Source organism: Natronosporangium hydrolyticum, assembly GCF_016925615.1.
GTDB lineage: Bacteria > Actinomycetota > Actinomycetes > Mycobacteriales > Micromonosporaceae > Natronosporangium > Natronosporangium hydrolyticum.
Genome location: NZ_CP070499.1, coordinates 3,129,141 through 3,147,181 on the forward strand (window position 1 = coordinate 3,129,141; position 18,041 = coordinate 3,147,181).

14 protein-coding genes and 1 pseudogene are annotated in these 18,041 nt (G+C 72.2%); 7 read left to right on the top strand and 8 right to left on the bottom strand.

Features of this window, described 5'->3' with window-relative positions:
- The first annotated feature begins 54 nt into the window (after positions 1–54).
- From cobC to JQS43_RS13925, 6 genes are all read left to right on the top strand, one after another.
- Entirely contained in the window at positions 55–1,704 is a 1,650-nt protein-coding gene (gene cobC / locus JQS43_RS13900) for an Rv2231c family histidinol phosphate aminotransferase CobC (protein WP_239674812.1), read from the top strand.
- A complete protein-coding gene (gene cobT, locus JQS43_RS13905; RefSeq protein ID WP_239674813.1) occupies positions 1,701–2,789 on the top strand; it encodes a nicotinate-nucleotide--dimethylbenzimidazole phosphoribosyltransferase in 1,089 nt (362 codons plus the stop codon). Before cobC ends, cobT begins: the two co-directional genes overlap by 4 nt.
- The gene (cobS, locus tag JQS43_RS13910) at positions 2,789–3,529 is read left to right on the top strand and encodes an adenosylcobinamide-GDP ribazoletransferase (RefSeq protein WP_239674814.1); all 741 of its coding nucleotides are present in this window, start codon (positions 2,789–2,791) and stop codon (positions 3,527–3,529) included. Before cobT ends, cobS begins: the two co-directional genes overlap by 1 nt.
- A 16-nt stretch (positions 3,530–3,545) precedes the next feature.
- On the top strand, positions 3,546–3,854 hold the full coding sequence (locus JQS43_RS13915) for an antibiotic biosynthesis monooxygenase family protein (protein ID WP_239674815.1): 309 nt from the start codon (positions 3,546–3,548) through the stop codon (positions 3,852–3,854).
- A 93-nt stretch (positions 3,855–3,947) separates the two neighbouring features.
- On the top strand, positions 3,948–5,816 hold the full coding sequence (typA, locus tag JQS43_RS13920; protein WP_239674816.1) for a translational GTPase TypA: 1,869 nt from the start codon (positions 3,948–3,950) through the stop codon (positions 5,814–5,816).
- Complete coding sequence (locus tag JQS43_RS13925; protein WP_239674817.1) at positions 5,813–6,748, top strand: CE1 family esterase; 936 nt, start codon at positions 5,813–5,815, stop codon at positions 6,746–6,748. The genes typA and JQS43_RS13925 overlap by 4 nt, the downstream gene beginning before the upstream one ends.
- A gap of 38 nt (positions 6,749–6,786) precedes the next feature.
- On the opposite strand, the gene JQS43_RS13930 is transcribed toward JQS43_RS13925, so the two are convergent.
- From JQS43_RS13930 to JQS43_RS13955, 6 genes are all read right to left on the bottom strand, one after another.
- The gene (locus JQS43_RS13930) at positions 6,787–8,310 is read right to left on the bottom strand and encodes a sensor histidine kinase (protein WP_239674818.1); all 1,524 of its coding nucleotides are present in this window, start codon (positions 8,308–8,310) and stop codon (positions 6,787–6,789) included.
- Positions 8,307–9,044 carry a response regulator transcription factor gene (locus JQS43_RS13935; RefSeq protein WP_239679436.1) on the bottom strand — a complete coding sequence of 246 codons (738 nt, stop codon included), beginning with the start codon at positions 9,042–9,044 and terminating at the stop codon, positions 8,307–8,309. Before JQS43_RS13935 ends, JQS43_RS13930 begins: the two co-directional genes overlap by 4 nt.
- The gene (locus JQS43_RS13940; protein WP_239674819.1) at positions 9,031–10,326 is read right to left on the bottom strand and encodes a streptophobe family protein; all 1,296 of its coding nucleotides are present in this window, start codon (positions 10,324–10,326) and stop codon (positions 9,031–9,033) included. Before JQS43_RS13940 ends, JQS43_RS13935 begins: the two co-directional genes overlap by 14 nt.
- A 3-nt stretch (positions 10,327–10,329) precedes the next feature.
- A complete protein-coding gene (locus JQS43_RS13945) occupies positions 10,330–11,148 on the bottom strand; it encodes an ABC transporter permease subunit (RefSeq protein WP_239674820.1) in 819 nt (272 codons plus the stop codon).
- On the bottom strand, positions 11,145–12,098 hold the full coding sequence (locus tag JQS43_RS13950) for an ABC transporter ATP-binding protein (protein WP_239674821.1): 954 nt from the start codon (positions 12,096–12,098) through the stop codon (positions 11,145–11,147). The genes JQS43_RS13945 and JQS43_RS13950 overlap by 4 nt, the downstream gene beginning before the upstream one ends.
- Positions 12,099–12,294: 196 nt before the next feature.
- On the bottom strand, positions 12,295–14,262 hold the full coding sequence (locus JQS43_RS13955) for a DUF8094 domain-containing protein (RefSeq protein WP_239674822.1): 1,968 nt from the start codon (positions 14,260–14,262) through the stop codon (positions 12,295–12,297).
- Between the two features lie 231 nt (positions 14,263–14,493).
- Here JQS43_RS13955 and JQS43_RS13960 point away from each other — a divergent pair, with 231 nt between their 5' ends.
- Positions 14,494–15,093, top strand: coding sequence for a dihydrofolate reductase family protein (locus JQS43_RS13960; RefSeq protein WP_239674823.1), 600 nt, complete (start codon positions 14,494–14,496; stop codon positions 15,091–15,093).
- Between the two features lie 6 nt (positions 15,094–15,099).
- Here JQS43_RS13960 and JQS43_RS13965 read toward each other — a convergent pair whose 3' ends face one another.
- On the bottom strand, positions 15,100–15,600 hold the full coding sequence (locus JQS43_RS13965) for a DUF2231 domain-containing protein (RefSeq protein ID WP_239674824.1): 501 nt from the start codon (positions 15,598–15,600) through the stop codon (positions 15,100–15,102).
- A 17-nt stretch (positions 15,601–15,617) separates the two neighbouring features.
- Positions 15,618–17,998, bottom strand: a pseudogene (locus tag JQS43_RS13970) (CDP-alcohol phosphatidyltransferase family protein).
- Positions 17,999–18,041: the final 43 nt, after the last annotated feature.

Consider the following 18,041-nt stretch of genomic DNA (forward strand, 5'->3'; position numbering starts at 1 on the left):
GCCTAGCGCCGCCGCCGGCCCACGGCCCCGTGGCCACCGGATGGTGGTGGCCCGATGAGCCGGATACTGCTGCTGGGCGGGGTCCGCTCCGGCAAGAGCCGACGGGCGGGCGCGGTGGCGAGCGCGCTCGCCACCGACCGCGGCGCCCCGGTGTGTTATGTGGCCACCGGCACCCCCAGCGATCCGGAGCTGGTCGAGCGCATCGCGTCCCACCAGCGCGACCGGCCGGCACACTGGCGCACCATCGCCACCCGGGCCGTCGCCGCGACCCTCCGCGAGGTGCCGGACGAGGCGATCGTGATCATTGAAGATCTGGAGGGCTGGCTCGCCGAGCAGATGACCGCCGAGCAGCTGTGGACCGAGGCCGAGGTGGCGCCGTGGGGCGAGGACGGCGATGCCGCCCGGGCCCGGATCCGCGCCGCGGCCGCCGACTGGTGGGGGTACGCCGGGCAGCGTCGTGGGGCGACCATAATCACCGCCGGACAGCCCGGCGCCGGCGTCATCCCGGCCTCCGCCTCGGTCCGGCGCTGGGTGGACCTGCACGGTGAGCTGGTGCAGCTACTCAGCACCGAGGCCGACCGGGTGGAGCTGGTGGTCGCCGGCCGGGTGACCCGACTGCCGACCGAACCGCCGCCGCTGATCACGCAGGCGCCCGCCGACCCGGCACCGGCCGACGAGGCGGTGGACCTGCGCGACCACGGTGACCAGCAGGTACCGCCGGGCACCGTAGACTTGGCGGTCAACGTCCTACCCGGGCCGCCAGCGTGGCTGCGCGAACGAATCACCGACGAGCTGGCCGGGCTCGCCGGCTATCCGGACGAGACCGCGGCCCGGCACGCGGCAGCGCAACGGCATGGCCGCACCCCGCCCGAGTGCCTGCCGCTCAACGGCGCGGCCGAGGGGTTCTGGCTACTGGCCCAGGTGCTCCGGCCCAGGCTCGCCGCCTGCGTACACCCGTCGTTCACCGAGGGCGAGGCGGCGCTGCGGGCCGCCGGCACCACCGTCACCCGGGTCTTCCGTGAACCCGACAGCTGGCGGCTCGATCCGTCGCAGATCCCGGCCGAGGCGGACCTGGTGGTGCTCGGCCGCCCAGACAACCCCACCGGGATGGCAGACGACCGGTCGGTGATCGAAGCGCTGTGCCGGCCGGGTCGGGTGGTGGTGCTGGACGAGGCGTTCGCCGACTTCCTGCCCGACGGGGAGGGCCTCGCAGCAACGACTGACCTGCCAGGACTGGTCGTGCTCCGCAGCCTGACCAAGCTTTGGGGGATGGCCGGGCTGCGGGTCGGTTACCTGCTCGCCGAGTCGGCGCTGGTGTCGCGGCTGGCAGCGGCCCGGCAACCGTGGTCGGTGAACTCGCTCGCGCTTGCCGCGCTGACCGCCTGCTGCCAACCCGCCGCCGAGCCCGAGCGCCGAGATCGGGCGCGGCAGGTCGGGCAGCGGCGGGAGGCGCTGCTGCGGGAGCTACGCGAGGTCCCGGGGCTCCGGGTCTGGCCGGCGGCGGCGAACTTCCTGCTGCTGCGCACTGAGCGTCGCGACCTGCGCGAGCGACTGCTCGCCGACGGGCTCGCGGTCCGCCGCGGCGACACCTTTCCCGGTCTCGACCCGCGCTACATACGGGTGGCGGTGACCGACGAGCAGACCGGCCACCAGCTGGTACGCGCGCTCCACCGACACCTTTCACCCGCACCGGAGGCATCGTGACCGAGTCGCTGACCACCCTGGTGGCCGCAGTCCACCCGATCGACCAGGCAGCCGCCGACGCGGCCCGGGATCGGCACGCTCGGCTGGCCAAACCCGCCGGCAGCCTGGGCCGGTTGGAGGAGGTGGGGGCGCAGCTGGCGGCGATCGCCGGTGCCTGCCCGCCGCCGCCGGTCGACCGGCCCGGGCTGGTGATCGCCGCGGCCGACCACGGCGTACACGTCCAGCAGGTGACCCCGTGGCCGCAGCAGGTCACCGCGGCGATGGTGGAGACCTTCCGGGCGGGGCGGGCGACCGCGAACGCGCTGGCGGCGCTGGTGGGCGCCGAGGTCGCGGTGCTGGACGCCGGGGTGGTGACGCCGCTGGCTGACGGCGAGGCCGCGGCCGGTGCCGCCATCCCGCTGGTTCGGGCCGGGATCCGGGCCGGCACCGAAGACATCACCGCAGCGGATGCGATGACGCTGCCGGAGTGCGTCGCCGCGGTCCAGGCCGGGGCGGCGACCGCCGACTCGCTGCTCGACCGCGGCATCGATCTGCTGATCGGTGGGGACATGGGGATCGCCAACACCACCGCCGCGGCGGCGCTGATCGCGGCGTACACCGGCGCATCGGCCGAGGCGGTGACCGGGCGCGGCACCGGGGTGGACGACCCGACGTACCGGCGCAAGCAGGAGGTGGTGGCGAAGGCCGTCGCCCGCCACCGGGCCCAGACCACTGCACCCCGGGCCGGGCTGCCCAGCTTGGCCGCTCTCGGGGGGCTGGAGCACGCTGCGCTGACCGGGGTGCTGCTGGCCGGAGCCGCCCGCCGGGTGCCGGTACTGCTCGACGGGGTCAACGCGGTAGCTGCCGCGCTCGCCGCGACCGCGATCTGCCCGCCGGTGGCCGGCTACCTGATCGCCGGCCACCGGTCGGCCGAACCGGGCGCTAGCGCCGGCCTCGCCCAGCTGGGCCTATCGCCGCTGCTGGAGCTGGAGATGCGGCTCGGGGAGGGCACGGGGGCGCTGGCCGCGGTCGGGCTGGTCCGGGCCGCCGCGACGGTACTGCGGGAGGTCGCCACCCTGGATGAGCTGGGGTTGGCCGGCGGCTGATGCGCGACGCGCTCGGCTTCCTCACCGTTCTGCCGGTCCGGGCCGGCCCGTTGACTGCCCGCGCGGTCGCGCTGTTCCCGGTGGTCGGCGCCCTGATCGGAGCGACCTGGGTGGCGGCGGGCTGGCTGGGCTACCAGCTCGGGGGCCCGCTGGTGGCGGCTGCGCTGGTGCTGGCGGTGGATCTGGTGATCACCGGAGCCCTGCACCTCGATGGCCTCGCCGACACCGCCGACGGGCTCGCCGCCCACCGCCCGCCGGACCAGGTCCGGGAGGTGATGAAGGATCCGCGGATCGGCGCGGTCGGCGCCGCCGCCCTGACCACCACCCTGTTGCTGCGGTTCGCACTGCTGGCGGCGCTGGTCGAGGCGCTGACCAGCCCGGTGGGGTGGCTGGCGCTGGCCACCGTCCCGGTGGTGGGGCGGTGCGGGTTGGTCCTGCTGTTGGCTGCCGCCCGACCCAGGCGAGACTCGCTCGCGGCCGGTCCAGTTGCCGCCGTCCGCGGCGCCAGCGTGGTGGCCGCAGCCGGGCTAACCGTCCTGCTGGTGCTGCTCGGCGCTGGCGGATGGGCACTCTTCGCCGCCGCTGCGGCGCTGCTGGCGGCGGTCACGGTGGTCCGGCGGTGGTGGTGGCGCCGGCTCGGCGCCGCCGGTGACACCATCGGCGCCGGCGGTCTCCTTACCGAGCTGCTGATGCTCGGCGGACTACTCGGCGTGGTGGCGCTCGGCGGGTCGCTGTGGTGACCGATAGGGTCGCGGTATGGCAGTGGTGAAGATCAACGCGATCGAGGTGCCGGAAGGCGCCGGCCCCGAGTTGGAGAAGCGCTTCGCCGCCCGGCAGGGGGCGGTCGAGGGAGCGCCCGGTTTCCTCGGCTTCGAGCTGCTCCGGCCGGTCGCTGGCGACAACCGTTACTTCGTCTACACCAAGTGGGAGAGCGAAGAGGCGTTCCAGGCCTGGTCAGGCGGCTCTGGCAAGCAGGCGCACGCGGGTGAACGCGCCAAGCCGGTGGCCTCCGGCGCGACGCTGCTGGAGTTCGAGGTGGTCCAGCACGCCGACCCGGCCGCCTGAGTTCGGCCGGCTGCCTACCTGCGCGGGGTGACGATGGTCGCTGTCGACCGGTGTGCTGCGGCCGCGTCACCCGGGTAGGGAAAGATGATGGGTATGTCCCTGCGTACCGATCTTCGCAACGTCGCCATCGTCGCCCACGTCGACCACGGCAAAACCACCCTGGTCGACGCCATGCTCCGGCGGGCCGGCGCGGTCGCCTCGCGGGGTGAGCTCACCGACCGGGTCATGGACTCCATGGACCTGGAGCGGGAAAAGGGCATCACCATCCTGGCCAAGAACACCGCGGTGCGGTATCTACCCGCCGCCGGGGACCCGGTCACCATCAACATCATCGACACTCCGGGCCACGCCGACTTCGGTGGCGAGGTGGAGCGCGGCCTGACCATGGTCGACGGGGTGCTGCTGCTGGTCGACGCGAGCGAAGGGCCGCTGCCGCAGACCCGGTTCGTGCTGCGGAAGGCGCTCGCCGCCCGGCTGCCGATCATCCTTGTGATCAACAAGGTCGACCGCGCTGACGCCCGGATCAAGGAGGTGGTCAACGACACCTACGAGCTCTTCCTGGATCTGGCCGACGCCGACTCCGGCGACGACCTGCTCGACTTCCCGATCGTCTACGCCTGTGCCCGGGACGGGGTGGCGTCACTGACCGCCCCCGCCGACGGCACGGTGCCCACCGACTCCGACAACCTCGAGCCGCTGTTCGCGACCCTGCTCGAGCACATCCCCGCCCCCACCTACCAGGAGGGCGCACCGCTGCAGGCGCACGTGACCAACCTCGACTCGTCGCCGTTCCTGGGTCGGCTGGCGCTGTGCCGGGTCCGGCAGGGCACCATCCTCAAGGGCCAGCAGGTCGGCTGGTGCCGCCGCGACGGCAGCGTCGCCCAGGTCAAGGTCACCGAGCTGCTGATGACCGACGGGCTGGAGCGCAAGCCCGCCGCCGAAGCGGGGCCGGGCGACATTATCGCGGTCGCCGGCATCCCTGAGATCACCATCGGCGAGACCCTGGCCGATCCGGAGGACCCCCGCCCGCTGCCACTGATCACCGTCGACGAGCCGGCGATCAGCATGACCATCGGGATCAACACCTCCCCCTTCGCCGGCCGGGTCAAGGGCAGCAAGGTGACCGCGCGGTTGGTCAAGGACCGGCTCGATCGGGAGCTGATCGGCAACGTGTCGTTGCGGGTGCTGCCCACTGGCCGGCCGGATGCCTGGGAGGTCCAGGGGCGGGGCGAGCTGGCGCTGGCGATCCTGGTCGAGCAGATGCGCCGTGAGCAGTACGAACTGACCGTCGGCAAACCCCAGGTGGTGACCAAGGAGATCGACGGCAAGCTCTGCGAGCCGGTCGAGCGGCTCACCATCGACGCGCCCGAGGAGTTCCTCGGCGCCATCACCCAACTGCTCGCCACCCGCAAAGGCCGGATGGAGCACCTGGTCAACCACGGCACCGGCTGGGTCCGGATGGACTGGCTGGTGCCGGCGCGCGGGCTGATCGGGTTCCGCACCGAGTTCCTGACCGAGACCCGCGGCGCCGGCCTGGCCCACCACGTCTTCGAGCAGTACGCCCCCTGGTTCGGCGAGCTGCGGACCCGGGCGTCGGGCTCGCTGGTCGCCGACCGGACCGGGGCGGCCACTTCGTTCGCGATGTTCAATCTGCAGCAACGCGGGGTGATGTTCGTCGAACCGGGCACCGAGGTCTACTCCGGCATGATCGTGGGCGAGAACTCCCGCTCCGACGACCTGGATGTCAACATCACCAAGGAAAAGAAGCTCACCAACATGCGCTCCTCCACCGCCGAAGAGCTGGAGCGGTTGGTCCCGCCGCGGCGGCTGTCGCTGGAGCAGGCGCTGGAGTTCTGCCGGGCCGACGAGTGCGTGGAGGTCACCCCGGACGCGATCCGGCTCCGGAAGGTGGTGCTCGACGCGACCGAGCGGGCCCGCACCGCCCGCCGTGCCGGGGCATGACCGCGAGACGCTGGTCGCTCGCGCTCCTGTCGTTGCCGCTGCTGCTGGGGGCGTGCGGGGCTCCCAGCGACCCGGAACAGGCTCCGACGGAGCCGCCCCCGACGTCACCCGCCGAGCCGCTCCCAACCCGCGGGGAGACGGTCACCGTCGACCTCGCCGACCGGCCGTTTCCGCTGCACGTACCCGGCGTGTACGACCCGGCGGAGCCGGCGCCGCTGGTCGTGCTGCTGCACGGCTTCCAAGCCGACGGCATGACCCAGGAGGCTTATTTCCGGCTCACCGCCGAATCGGAACGCCGCGGCTTCCTCTATGCGGTGCCCGACGGCAGCCTGGGTCAAGCCGACGTCCGGTTCTGGAACGCGTCACCGGCCTGCTGCGACTTCGGTGGCACCGGGGTCGACGACTCCGGCTATCTTCGGGACCTGCTAGACAGGGTCACCGCCGAGTATTCGGTAGACCACACGAGGGTCTACCTGGTCGGCCACTCCAACGGCGGATTCATGGCTTACCGGGCAGCCTGTGACCACGCCAGTGAGATCACCGCGATCGTGTCGCTCGCTGGCGCCGCCATCGACCCGGCGGACTGCGCCCCGGAGCGGCCGGTCAGCGTGCTCCAGATCCACGGCACCGAGGACGACACCATCCGCTTCGACGGCGGCGCCAACCTCGGCCGGCCGTACCCGTCGGTCGAGCAGACCCTCGCCCAGTGGCGGGAACACAACAGCTGCAGCGCGCAGACCGCCGACTCCCCCGACCTCGACCTCGACCTCGGGCTGCCCGGCGAGGAGACCGCGGTGACCAGCTACCCCGACTGCGCCGAACAGAGCCGGGTCGAACTCTGGCGCATCGAGGGCGGCGGTCATGTCCCACCGCTGACCGCCGACTTCGCGCCGGCTGTGCTCGACTTCTTGTACGCGCAGACCCGGCCCTGACCTCCCGGGACGCCCTGGGCAAGGCCGGGGTGTGAAGGTCAGCCTGGGGTGGCCCGTTCGAGCGGCAGCAGCAGCCGAAAGATCGCCCCCTCGCCCGGGGCGGTCGCCAGTTCGATCCGGCCACCGTGGGCGGCCACCAGCGACCAGGCGATCGACAATCCGAGGCCGCCGCCGCCAGCGGGGACACCCTCCCGGGTCCGGGAGTTGTCGGCCCGGTAGAACCGGTCGAAGACCCGCCCCGCCACCTCGGCGGTCATCCCTGGCCCTTGGTCAGCGATCTCCAGCACTGCGATTCCGTCCGCGACGCCGACCCCGACCCGGACCGGCGTACCCGCCGGGGTGTGGGCGACCGCGTTGCCGGCCAGGTTGACCACCACCTGCCGCAGCCGGGCCTCATCCGCCGACACCGGCGCCGAGCCCGCCGGCCCGCCGCCAGGACCGGTGAGGGTGACCGGCCGGGATGGGTCGAGTCCGCGCAGGTCGTGGTAGGCGTCGGCGGCCACGGTGCGCAGATCCATCGGGGCCCGCAGCAACGCCGGTGGGCCGCCAGCAGCCTCCTCGTCCAACCGGGCCAGCAACAGCAGGTCCTCGGCGAGCTGGGCCAGCCGGGATGCCTCCCGCTCGATCCGCCCCATGGTGCGGTCCACATCCGACCGTTCCGGCAGACCGCCCATCCGGTACAACTCGGTGAACCCGCGGATCCCGAATAGCGGCGTGCGCAGCTCGTGGCTGACGTCGGCCACAAACCGGCGCATCCGGCTCTCCGACTCGGCGCGGGCGGCGAACGCCCGCTCCAACTGCCCGAGCATGCCGTTGAGGGCCGCCGACAATCGACCGACCTCGGTCCCCGGCCCAGCCCGCTGCGGTACCCGCTGAGTCAAATCACCGGCCGCGATCGCTCCGGCCGTCGCCTCGATCCGGCGCAACGGCCGCAACCCCGCCCCGACCGCGAACCATCCCACGATCGCCAGCACCGCCACCAGCACTCCGCCCACCACCAGCATGGTGCGGCGTAGCTGGGCCACGGTAGCGTCGGCCTCGGCGCGGGAGGCCGCCACCACCACGCCGGCCCCGGCCGGCAACCCGTGCTCCTGCCCGACCGTCTCGCGCGACGGCTGCAGCGGCACCACCACCACCCGCCACAGATCGTCGCCGGCGACCGACCCCGCGTCGAAGACCTCACCCGCGACCCCGGTGGGGTCCACCCCGGCCAGCTCCGGGCCGGTCGCCGCGGTGAGTCCACCGAGCAGCGCCTCGTCTCGGATCACGGTGCCGTCGGGCAACAGGTACGCGATGTACGAGACCCCCAACAGCCCGGTGAGCTGGTCGGCGACGACCGGCTCCAGGGCGGGCGACGGCCGTACCGGCGGCACCGACTCGGCGTACGGGGCCAGCGCCAGCAGCTCGGCCAGCGATTCGAGTTGCTCGTCGATCCGGTTGATCTGCTGCCGTTCCAGCGCCCCGATCGCCACGGTGTTGCCCGCCACCAGGCTCACGGCGAGCAGCCCGACCGCAATCAGCAGCAGTCGCGCCCGCAACGACATCGCACCGGGAAGTTTCACGTCTTGGGCCGCCGGAGCACATATCCGACCCCGTGGACGGTATGGAGCAACTTCGGGGTCGCCTGGTCGACCTTCCGGCGCAGATAGCTGATGTAGGTGTCCACGATGCTCGGGTCGCCGCCGAAGTCGTACCGCCACACGTGCTCCAGGATCTGCGCCTTCGACACCACCCGACCGGCGTTGCTGAGCAGGAACTGCAGCAGCCGGAACTCGGTCGGCGACAACCGCACCGGCACGCCCGCCCGGGTGACCAGCCGGGCATCGGGGTCGAGGGTCAGGTCGGCCACGGCCAGCGGCGCGGCGGGCTCCGCCCCGGTGCGGCGGAGAATCGCCCGGATCCGGGCCAGCAGCTCGGCCAGGTGGAACGGTTTGGTCACATAGTCGTCGCCGCCGATCACCAGGCCGCTCACCTTGTCTTCGGGGGCGTCCCGCGCGGTGAGAAAGAGCACCGGGAGGTGGCCACCGGCGCCCGAGCCGGGTGGGCGTGGCACCGCCCGCAGCCGTCGCAGCACCTCGAAACCGTCAAGGTCTGGCAACATCACGTCAAGCACGATCAGATCTGGTGGGTCGGCGGTCGCTGCCGCCACCGCCTCCGCCCCGTTGCTGGCGACGCCGACGGTGAAGCCGGCGAAGCGCAGCGTCTCTGCCAGGAGTTCCCGCACCGTCGGTTCGTCGTCCACCACGAGCAGCCGGGCAGCCGGCCCCTCGGCCGCGGCCGGCTCACCCGCGGACATCTGCGCCCCGCTCATCGGCTCCGGCACCGTCATCAGCTTCGAGGATACGGAGCCGCGACCGGCGGGCGCGCCGGACCAGCTCCACCAGCACCTGGCCGATAAGGCCAGCTGCCGCGCCGCCGACCAACCCGGCTGCCGCCACCCCCCACAGACCGCTGCGAAGGTCGACGACGAGCATCGGGACGGTCGACCCGAACACCGCCACCGCCAGCTGAAGACCGGCGTGGGCGAGCACGGTTGCGGCCGGCAGTGCTACTGCCAGGGCCCCGGCCAGCCGCGCCGATTCGCGCAGCACCGCTACCCGCCCGATTCGTGCCGCCGGACCACTCGCCGACCCTCGGCGCCGTCGTGCGGCCAGCCAGCCGACGGTGCCGAGTACGACCGCCGCCGTGGCCACGGGAAGTAGCCACCCCACCGTGCCCAGCTCCGTCGTCAACCGGCTGAGCCCCCAGGGCTGCTCGTCCCCCAGCTCCGGCCACCGGGCCTGGATGAGCGCCCCGAGCGGACCGTCGAGCGAGATCGACCATCGCGCCCCCAACCCGATCGTGGTCAGCGCCAATACCACGGTCGGCGCCGCAAGTAGGGCGGCGCCGGCCCCGTCGGCGCCCGCCAGCGCCGCCGCGCCCACGACGACCAGACCGGTGCCGGCGCCCGCCGCGACCACGAGCGCCCGCACCGCCGGTCGTACGGCTGCCCGCAGCCGGACCGCGCCCGCCGGGCCCGGTAGCCGCTGAGAGAGCAGCCACCAGAGCACCAGGGTGGCCCCGGCCCACAGACCCGCGCCCACCGCTGTCCGCAGCGGCGGCCACCCGAGATCGATGAGCAGCTCCTCGCCGGGGGCCACCTGGTTGATCGTGACCGTCGTATTCGCCACCCCGGTCGCGCTGACCGTCCCGGCTACCACCGCCACAACGATCACGGCTGCGGTCGCGCGGATCGTCCACCGGGGGAGGCTGGCTGAGCGCCAGCGGGCCGCGCCCGCCAGCACCGACCCGAGGGCCACGGCTCCGGTGACCGCCACCCCTAGCGGGCGGAAGCGCACCATCCCCTGCCCGGTGACCGGGGCGCCGTCGGCGGTGGTCGACAACTCTGCCGCTCCGCTGACCGCCAGCAGCACCGCGCCGACGGTCAGCTCACCAATCGCCCCGTACCGGTCCGCGCCGAGCAACGCCAGGCCGGCGGCCGCGACCACCACCATCACCGACCCAGCTACCAAGGCGGCCACCGCCCCGACCGCCAGGTCCACGCCGACCCGCGCCACGCCGCCGCGCCAGTTCACCATGGGTCAGGCGTCCCGGCGTCGCAACAGCACGAACGCCACCGCCAAGGCTGCGGCGAGGAACCCTGCCAGCACCGCGAAACCGCGCCACGGGCCGAGCTCCGCCGGGTCGGACACCACCTGCACCAGCTGGCTACCGGCCAGGGTCGGGTAGTAGCGCTGCACCAGCTCGGCGAGTCCGTCGGGGAGCAGCTGCGTCAGACTCGGCAGGATTGCCACCAGCACCACCATGCTGGCGATCCCGCCGGCGGTGGCCCGCACCAACGCCCCGGCGGCCACCGCCAGCAATCCGATCGCGGTCATGAACAGGCCGATCCCCAGCACCGCCCGCAGCACCTGCGGATCGCCCAGGGTGGCGTGGGGTACGCCCGCCGAGGTCGCCAGGATGCGTTGGCTGACCAGGAACGTCGCCACCCCGGTGACGGTCGAGATCACTATCGTCACCGCGGCGAAGACCACTGCCTTCGCGGCGAGCAACCAGTGCCGCCGGGGCACCGCCGCCAGGCTGGACCGGATCGCCCCGGTGGCGTACTCGCCGGTCACCACCAACACGCCGAGCACCAGCAGCGGCAGCATCGCGGCTTGCAGCGACAGCATCGACACCTCCGCCGGCACGAATCCAGCCTGCTCGGCGGGGCTGGCCTGCCGGTACTCGTCGGCCGCGCCGTAGCTGACCGGCACGATCAGCCCGAGCGCGAGCAGCACGTACGCGCCCAGGGTGTAGGTGGTGGAGCGCAGCCCCCAGAACTTCGCCCATTCGGCGTGGACCGCCTGCGGGAACGTTGCCCGTGGTCGGTGCTGGTCGGTCGGCGCAATCACGGTCACCGGGTCACCTCCCCCGCTGCCACTGCGGCCGGGCCCGCGGGTTGATCCACCCGGAACTCCACGCTGTCGCTGGTGAGCCGCATGAACACCTCCTCAAGTGAGCTGTACCGCGGGGTCAGCTCAGCGAGCGTGACCTGGTCGGCGGCGGCGATCGCCCCGACCTCGGCGCTGTCCAGCCCCGACACGATCCAGGTATCGTCGGCCTCCGCCACCACCTGCTCCGCGGCCTGCGCCAGCCGGCGCCGAAAGCCGCTGCCGGCTGGTTCGGCGAGCCGCACCCGCACCGTGGGGTTGCCGTAGCGGCGGAGGAAGTCCTCGGTCGTGGTGTCGGCGATCAGCCGGCCCCGGCCGACCACGATCAGTTGATCGGCGGTGAGCGCCATCTCGCTCAACAGGTGGCTGGAGACCAGCACCGTCCGGCCCGAAGCAGCGAGGCGCCGCAGCAGGTCCCGGATCCACCGGATCCCCTCCGGGTCGAGCCCGTTGACCGGCTCGTCGAAGAGCAGCACCGCTGGCTCTCCCAGCAGGGCCGCCGCGATCCCCAGCCGCTGGGACATACCCAGCGAGAAGCTGCCGGCCCGGCGCCCCGCGACGTTCTCCAGCCCGACTAGGCCGAGGACCTCGTCGACCCGGCGGCGGGAGATGCCGTTGCTGTAGGCGAGGGCGCGCAGATGTCCGCGGGCCGTCCGGTTGGGGTGCACCGCCCGCGGGTCCAGCAGCGCTCCCACCTGCCGCATCGGCGCGGGAAGCGCCGCGAATCTGCGGCCGAGCACCGTCGCATCGCCAGCGGTGGGATGATCCAACCCCAGCACCATGCGCATAGTCGTGGTCTTGCCCGCCCCATTGGGCCCGAGAAATCCGGTCACGACGCCGGGCGCCACGGTGCAGGTCAGGTCATCGACGGCGGCCACCGGGCCGTACCGTTTGGTCAGTCCTCGCAGCTCGATCACGCCACCGAGGATGGTGGAGCAGCCTGGCCGACTTCGGGGAGTTCCTGGGAGTTTTCTGAGCGTTGCGGTTGCTAGCCGCCCGCCCACCAGCGGGCGGCTCGGACTCGCCAGCCTGACCCGGGGGAGATTCTCACCAGACTCTCGGAGTTGCCCACCCGGTGCCCGGGGGCACCGGGTGGTGGCAGACGGGGGCCGGTCAGCAGCGCTCGGATCGCTCCTCGGCCGGCCGATCGGTGGTCAGGATCGGGTCGCTGATCTGCACGGCCGGCGCAGCATCGGTCGCCTCATCGTGGTCGCCGGCGGCCGGCAGCCACGCCAGGAGCAGCAGCTGGTGGTCGGTGGCGAAGACCCGGTAGTTCACCGCGCCGCTGTAGCGCAGATTCAGATGCTCCTCGCAGGACCCGTTGCGCGGTTCTCCCGCGTCGTCCCGGGCTCGGTTGTGGGTCGCGTGCTCGGCGGTCAACGCCACCGATAGCAGCGTCGTGCCGTCGGCGAGCGGCACCGCCTGGACCGACTCGAAATCGGGCGCCAGGTCCAGCTCCACGGAGAGGCCGAGTGGCTCGTCGCCGACCGTGTCCAGGTAGTAGAAGAGGTCGAACGGGAAGCTATAGACCACGTCGTGGAGTTCCCGCAGGAACGACCCGCCTCCTGGGCGAACGTCCAGCACGTCGTCGGTGACCAGCTCCGGCCGCTCCACCAGCTGGTTGTCCGCGATCAACTCGTCTTGCTGCCGGTCGGCCAGCTCCCGGTACCGGTCGACGAGTTCCTCCGCTGAGTAGCTGAGGGTGGTCAGCTCCGGGGCGGGCGCCAGCCAGCCGTCCGAGTCGAGCGCCAGCTGGGGTGCCCGATCCTGAGCCCAGGTAAAGGTGGTCATCTGCCACGGCTCGTCGGCGGCCACCCGGTCGAACCGCGCGAAGATCGACGCCAGCTCATCGCCGTAGTGCAGCTCCGCCGTGACCACGAACCAGGCCGGATAGTCCCACTGCTCCGGCGGCACCCCGATCGCCACCTCGGCCAGCCCGGCATCCTGGATCGCATCATCGCTGGTGGCGAGGGCGTGGATGGCTCGCCGCGGTCCGAACGGGATGAAGTCGAACCGTCGCTCCAAGCCGTCGGCGAAAGTCTGTTCGAAGACCACGCGGGCCTGCTCGGGGGTGACCACCACCCGCTGGGCCTGCGCCGGCGCCGGGCCGACCACCAGCACCGCGGCGCCGACCAGCAGCACCGCGGCCGCCACCGCGCCGACCTGGGCAGAGAGGTCGAGCCAGCGCCGACGTTCCGGGGCTACGGCCACCGGCTGCGCCGGCCCCGCATCCGGTGTCGCATCCGCCGTCGCGGCCGGTGCGCCATCCGGTGTCTCGGCCGGCACCGTCGGCGCCGGCTGGGATGCTGCGGGCGCTGGTCGGGGCCAGCGGGTGAACGGCAGCACGGCGGCCAGCGCCAACCCGGCCACCGGCCACCACCAGGGCAGCAGCCCGAACGGGTTCACCAGCCCAGCCTCGTAGAGCAGCGCCGCCACTGCCACCCCGGTCAGCAGCCCGGCCGGCGCCGCCGACAGGAAGCGAACCAGCCAGCCACCCCGGTTGAGCCGACCAAGCAGGACCGTGAGTAGGGCAAAGATCATGGTTGCGGCGATGGCGGCCTGGCCCACGGTCGTCGACCACACGCTACGGTCCACCCCGAGCACTACCCCCACGGCGCATTCCCCACCGGTCACCTCCAGCCCGAGGACGCGGGTGGTGTCGCCGAGATGGGGCAGCTCCACATTGCTGACATAGCGGCTGGGCTGCTCTCCCTCCTCGTCGAACTCACGAGAGCCGAGCTCGAACCGCTCCCCGGCGGCGGCCAGCTGCACCGAACCGCCGGGCAGCGGCGCACTGGAGTCGAGCACCAGAACCGGTTCCGCGCCGTCCGGCACCACCCACGGCCGTTCCCGATCCAACACCTCACCGTCGGCGAGTCGCAGATCCTCCTCGATCAGCTCCTCCCGCAGCTCCGCTCGGGCGGTTGGCGAGTCGGGGGCGAACCCGGTGACGGTGCACGATGGGGCCTCGGCGGCCCCGGTCGCTGCGGCGGCGGGGGAAGCTCCCGGCGCCGCGACCGTGAGGCTGACGACTCCGGCCAATAGCGCACATCGGATCAGCCACCATGATCTGTCCAGCATCAAGCCGCCCACCCTCCCCTGTGACCGTCGAACCACGCGACAGTGTGCCACGACGCCACAACCCCGGGTACGCCGCGGGTGGTCCGGACGCTGCCCGAGGACGCACTTGGTCCCCGGATCGGCTGAACGAGACCGACGCCGCAGGCTGCTATATTTGAAGCAGTCGATTTTTGCGCTTGCTGGATGTCCGTTCAACTGATGAGTGTGGGCTGATCAGAGAGAAGTTCGCGCATGGGCGTCGTCTACACCGCCGCGAGCATGTCGCTCGACGGCTACATCGCCGGACCGGACGAGCAGGGGTTCGCACACCTGTTCAGTTGGTACGCCAATGGACCGCAGCAGTTGCCTACCGCCAACCCCGAGGTCTCCTTCCACATGTCGGAGGCCAGCGCGGCGCACTTTCGCGAATTGGCCGACCGGACCGGGGCGTTGGTCGTTGGTCGGCGGCAGTTCGACCTCACCGGCGGCTGGGGTGGTCAGCATCCACTGGGGGTCCCGGTGGTCGTTCTCACTCACCGATTGCCGGACGAGTGGCCACGCGCGGAGGCGCCCTTCGTGTTTCGTTCCGGCCACATCGAATCCGCTCTCGCCCAGGCGAAGGCGCTCGCCGGCCGTAGGGCCGTGGGGGTCAGCGCCGGCTCCGTCGCCCGGCAGGTATTGAACGCCCGGCTCCTCGACGAGGTGTGGATCGAACTAGTGCCGGTGCTGCTGGGCGGTGGCACGCCGTACCTCAGCGAGTTGAGTCGCCCACCCGTACTCCTGGAGGGCCCGATCGCGATCGCAGCCGGCCACGGCGTCACCCACCTGCGGTATCGAGTCCGGCGGGCGTGAGCCCGGTCAGTAGCCGGTCCACACCGCCTTCGCACCGGTGTCACCGGTGCGCACCACGTAATACAAGCTCGCGAGCGCCGCGAGCACCGTGAGCACCCGCAGGCCCAACAGGAGCAGGGGCTGGGCTCCCCCGCCCGGCTCCAGGGCCGCCGCGGATCGGCGGGGCACGACGAACAGGACCAGCGCCAGCGTCGCCAGCCCGAGGATCGCCGTGGTGAACGCGGTCATGTTTCCCAGCGCCTGGTGCTCCTCGAGGGTGGGGTAAAAGCCCTCGGTAATCCGGCCGGCCTCGTCGAGCCGGTCGAAGAACGCGTCCCCGGAGAGCTTTGCGAAGAGCGCCGAGATCGGAGTCACCACCGCCAGGGCGCCCAACACCCAGCGGGTGTGGGGGCGGATCACCGGCACGAAGGCGTACGCGATCGCGAGCAACGCCAGCAGCGGAACGAACACGACGGGAGCATGGACCAGCAACGGGTGGGCGGGAATGTCCATGAACTCTTCGAACATCGGGTCTCCTCGGCGGTCTACGCGAAGGCGGTCAAGAATTGGTCCCGAAAGGCGTCCATCCCCCAGACGGGTGCTTCCGGCCCGGGGCGGATGCCGTCGTGCCACCCCCAGTCGGCGATCCGGTCGAGCAGCGCCGGGTCGCCTGTGACGATGGTAACGGGTACGTCGGCGCCCGCGCCGTCCCCGGTGACCAGTGGGGAGGGCTGGTGGTCGCCCAGCATCACCAGCACCAGATCCTCGTCCCCATAGGTCTCGACATAGGAGATCAACGTGTCGAGCGAGTACGCCACCGCGTGCCCGAAGGCGGTCCGCAACCGCTCCGGGTCGCGCAACACCTCCTCGGCCGGCGGCCCGACGGCGGGCCGGTCGTGGAAGATAGACCCATCCCCGACCTCCTCCCAGTCGATCAGCGGCGCCACCGGAGTCCAGGGATTGTGGCTGGTCAACAGCGGCATTTCGGCCATCACCGGGGCCCGGTCCCGGGCCGACCGCTCGAACCGTTCGAACGCCGCCACGGTGTACTGATCCGGGATGATCCCCCAGTTCATTCGGGGCCCCTGGTAGTCGAGCGCCGCCCGGTCGTAGATCTCGTCATAGCCGAAGGTCTCCCCCTCCGGCCAGTCGTCGAAGATGCCGGGCATCACTCCGACGGTGCGCCACCCGGCGCGTTGGAAGGCGTGGTTGAGGGTCATCCGGTCACTGTCGAGGACGGTCTGGTAACGCCGCGGGTTGTCGACCCAGAGCCCGGACCGCAGCGTGGCGTGGGCCAGCCAGCTGCCGCCGCCGATGATCGGCGCGGTGAGGAAGCCGCTCTGCGCTTCGAAGCCGGATTCGGTGAGTCGCTGCTCGCCGCTGGTCAGGGTCGCCCCGATCGTCGCTTCGTACCGAGGATTCTCGATCGCGTCCCGGCCGTAGCTCTCCACGTAGGCGATCAGCACATCCTTTCCGCGCAACGCGGTGAGCAGCTCGTCGTCGGGGACGTCGCGGAACTCATCGACCGCCAGCTCGGCCGCGAAGGCCCGGTGGTCCCGCAGGCTCTCACCGACCCGTTGCACCTTGTCGCCGTGGTGGGCGGCGACCGGCAGGTCCGCCACCAGCTGGGCCCCGACCAGCGCCGCCACCAGCCAGACGGCGCCGAGCGCGGCAACGACGGAGCTGGCCTGCCGCCGGTGCCGGGCGACGACCTTCGCCAACCGCAGCATCGACAGCGTCGTCAACACCAGTACCAGCAGCGCCAGCAGCACCACGCCGACCACCGCCGCCACCGCGACCGCCTGACCGGACGCGTCGGTAAGGAACCCGAGGCCGGCCCAGGCCAGCGGCCAGTCGTGCACCGGGTCGAACGGCCGGGCGAGGAAGGTGTGGAAGCCCAGGTCGAACGCGGTCCACGCCGCCAGCAGGCCCACCCATAGCCCACCGACGATCGCCACCGGAGTCCGGGCCCGGGTCGGGACCACCAACAGCAACCCGGCCAGGACCAACGCCTCCACCGGGATCCGCAGCAGCGAACTTGGGTAGAGCCGGCCCGGCTCGGCTGGCAGGGTCAGCGCGATCCACACCAGGACGCCAGCGGCGACGGTGAGCGCCCCGGTGAGCAGTTGGCGGCGGTCCCACCGGTTGGCCGGGCCGGTGGTTGGTTCCTTCGGTTCGGTCATAGCGCCGGTGCGAGGTTGGGCATCGGCCGGTGGCGCAGCCGCCACAACCAGCCGATGTCACGACCGAACGACCACGCCAACAGGAGCAGCAGCAGGGCTAGGCCGGCGGTCATCAGTGGCGCCGGCAGGACCCCGGCGGCGGCGACGAGCAGCACCGTGCCCTGGGTGGCGGCGACCACCTTGCGGGACATCCGTACCGGCAACGGCCGACGCAGCCAGGGTTGGCTGCGGGCAGCGCCCGCGAAGAGGTATCTGGGCAGACCGAGCAGCACCACCCACCACCCCACCGCGAGGGCGACGAAGACGCTTAGCACCAGCACCAGGGCTGCGTCGGCCTCCATGTCGAAGCGCGCACCTACCACGGAGGTCGTCCCGGTGCGCCGGGCGACCTGCCCGTCGACCGCGTCGAGCATCAGCGCGACCGCGGCGATGGTCACCAGCACCGGGATCGGGGGCGCGGCGAAGAACGAATCGGCGACCAGCGCGGTGACCCCGCCGATCAGGGTGGCCCGGGCCAGGGTGACGGTGTCGGCCGGTCCCCAGCCGCGCGCCTCGGGGCGGCTGAACGCCTGCGTGAGCAGGACCCAGGTGCCCACCCCGAAGGCGATGCCGGCGAACCAGCCCGCCGGCCCGAGTTCGACCGTCGCTGCGAGCAGCGTCAGGACCGCGAACTGGGCGAGCAGGCCTACCGATGGCGGGTGGACCGAGCGGGCCGTGTCGCTTCTAACGCTTAACGTCACCATTGCTCCATTTCTGGACAAATCCTGAATGCAACCGCGTATCGTA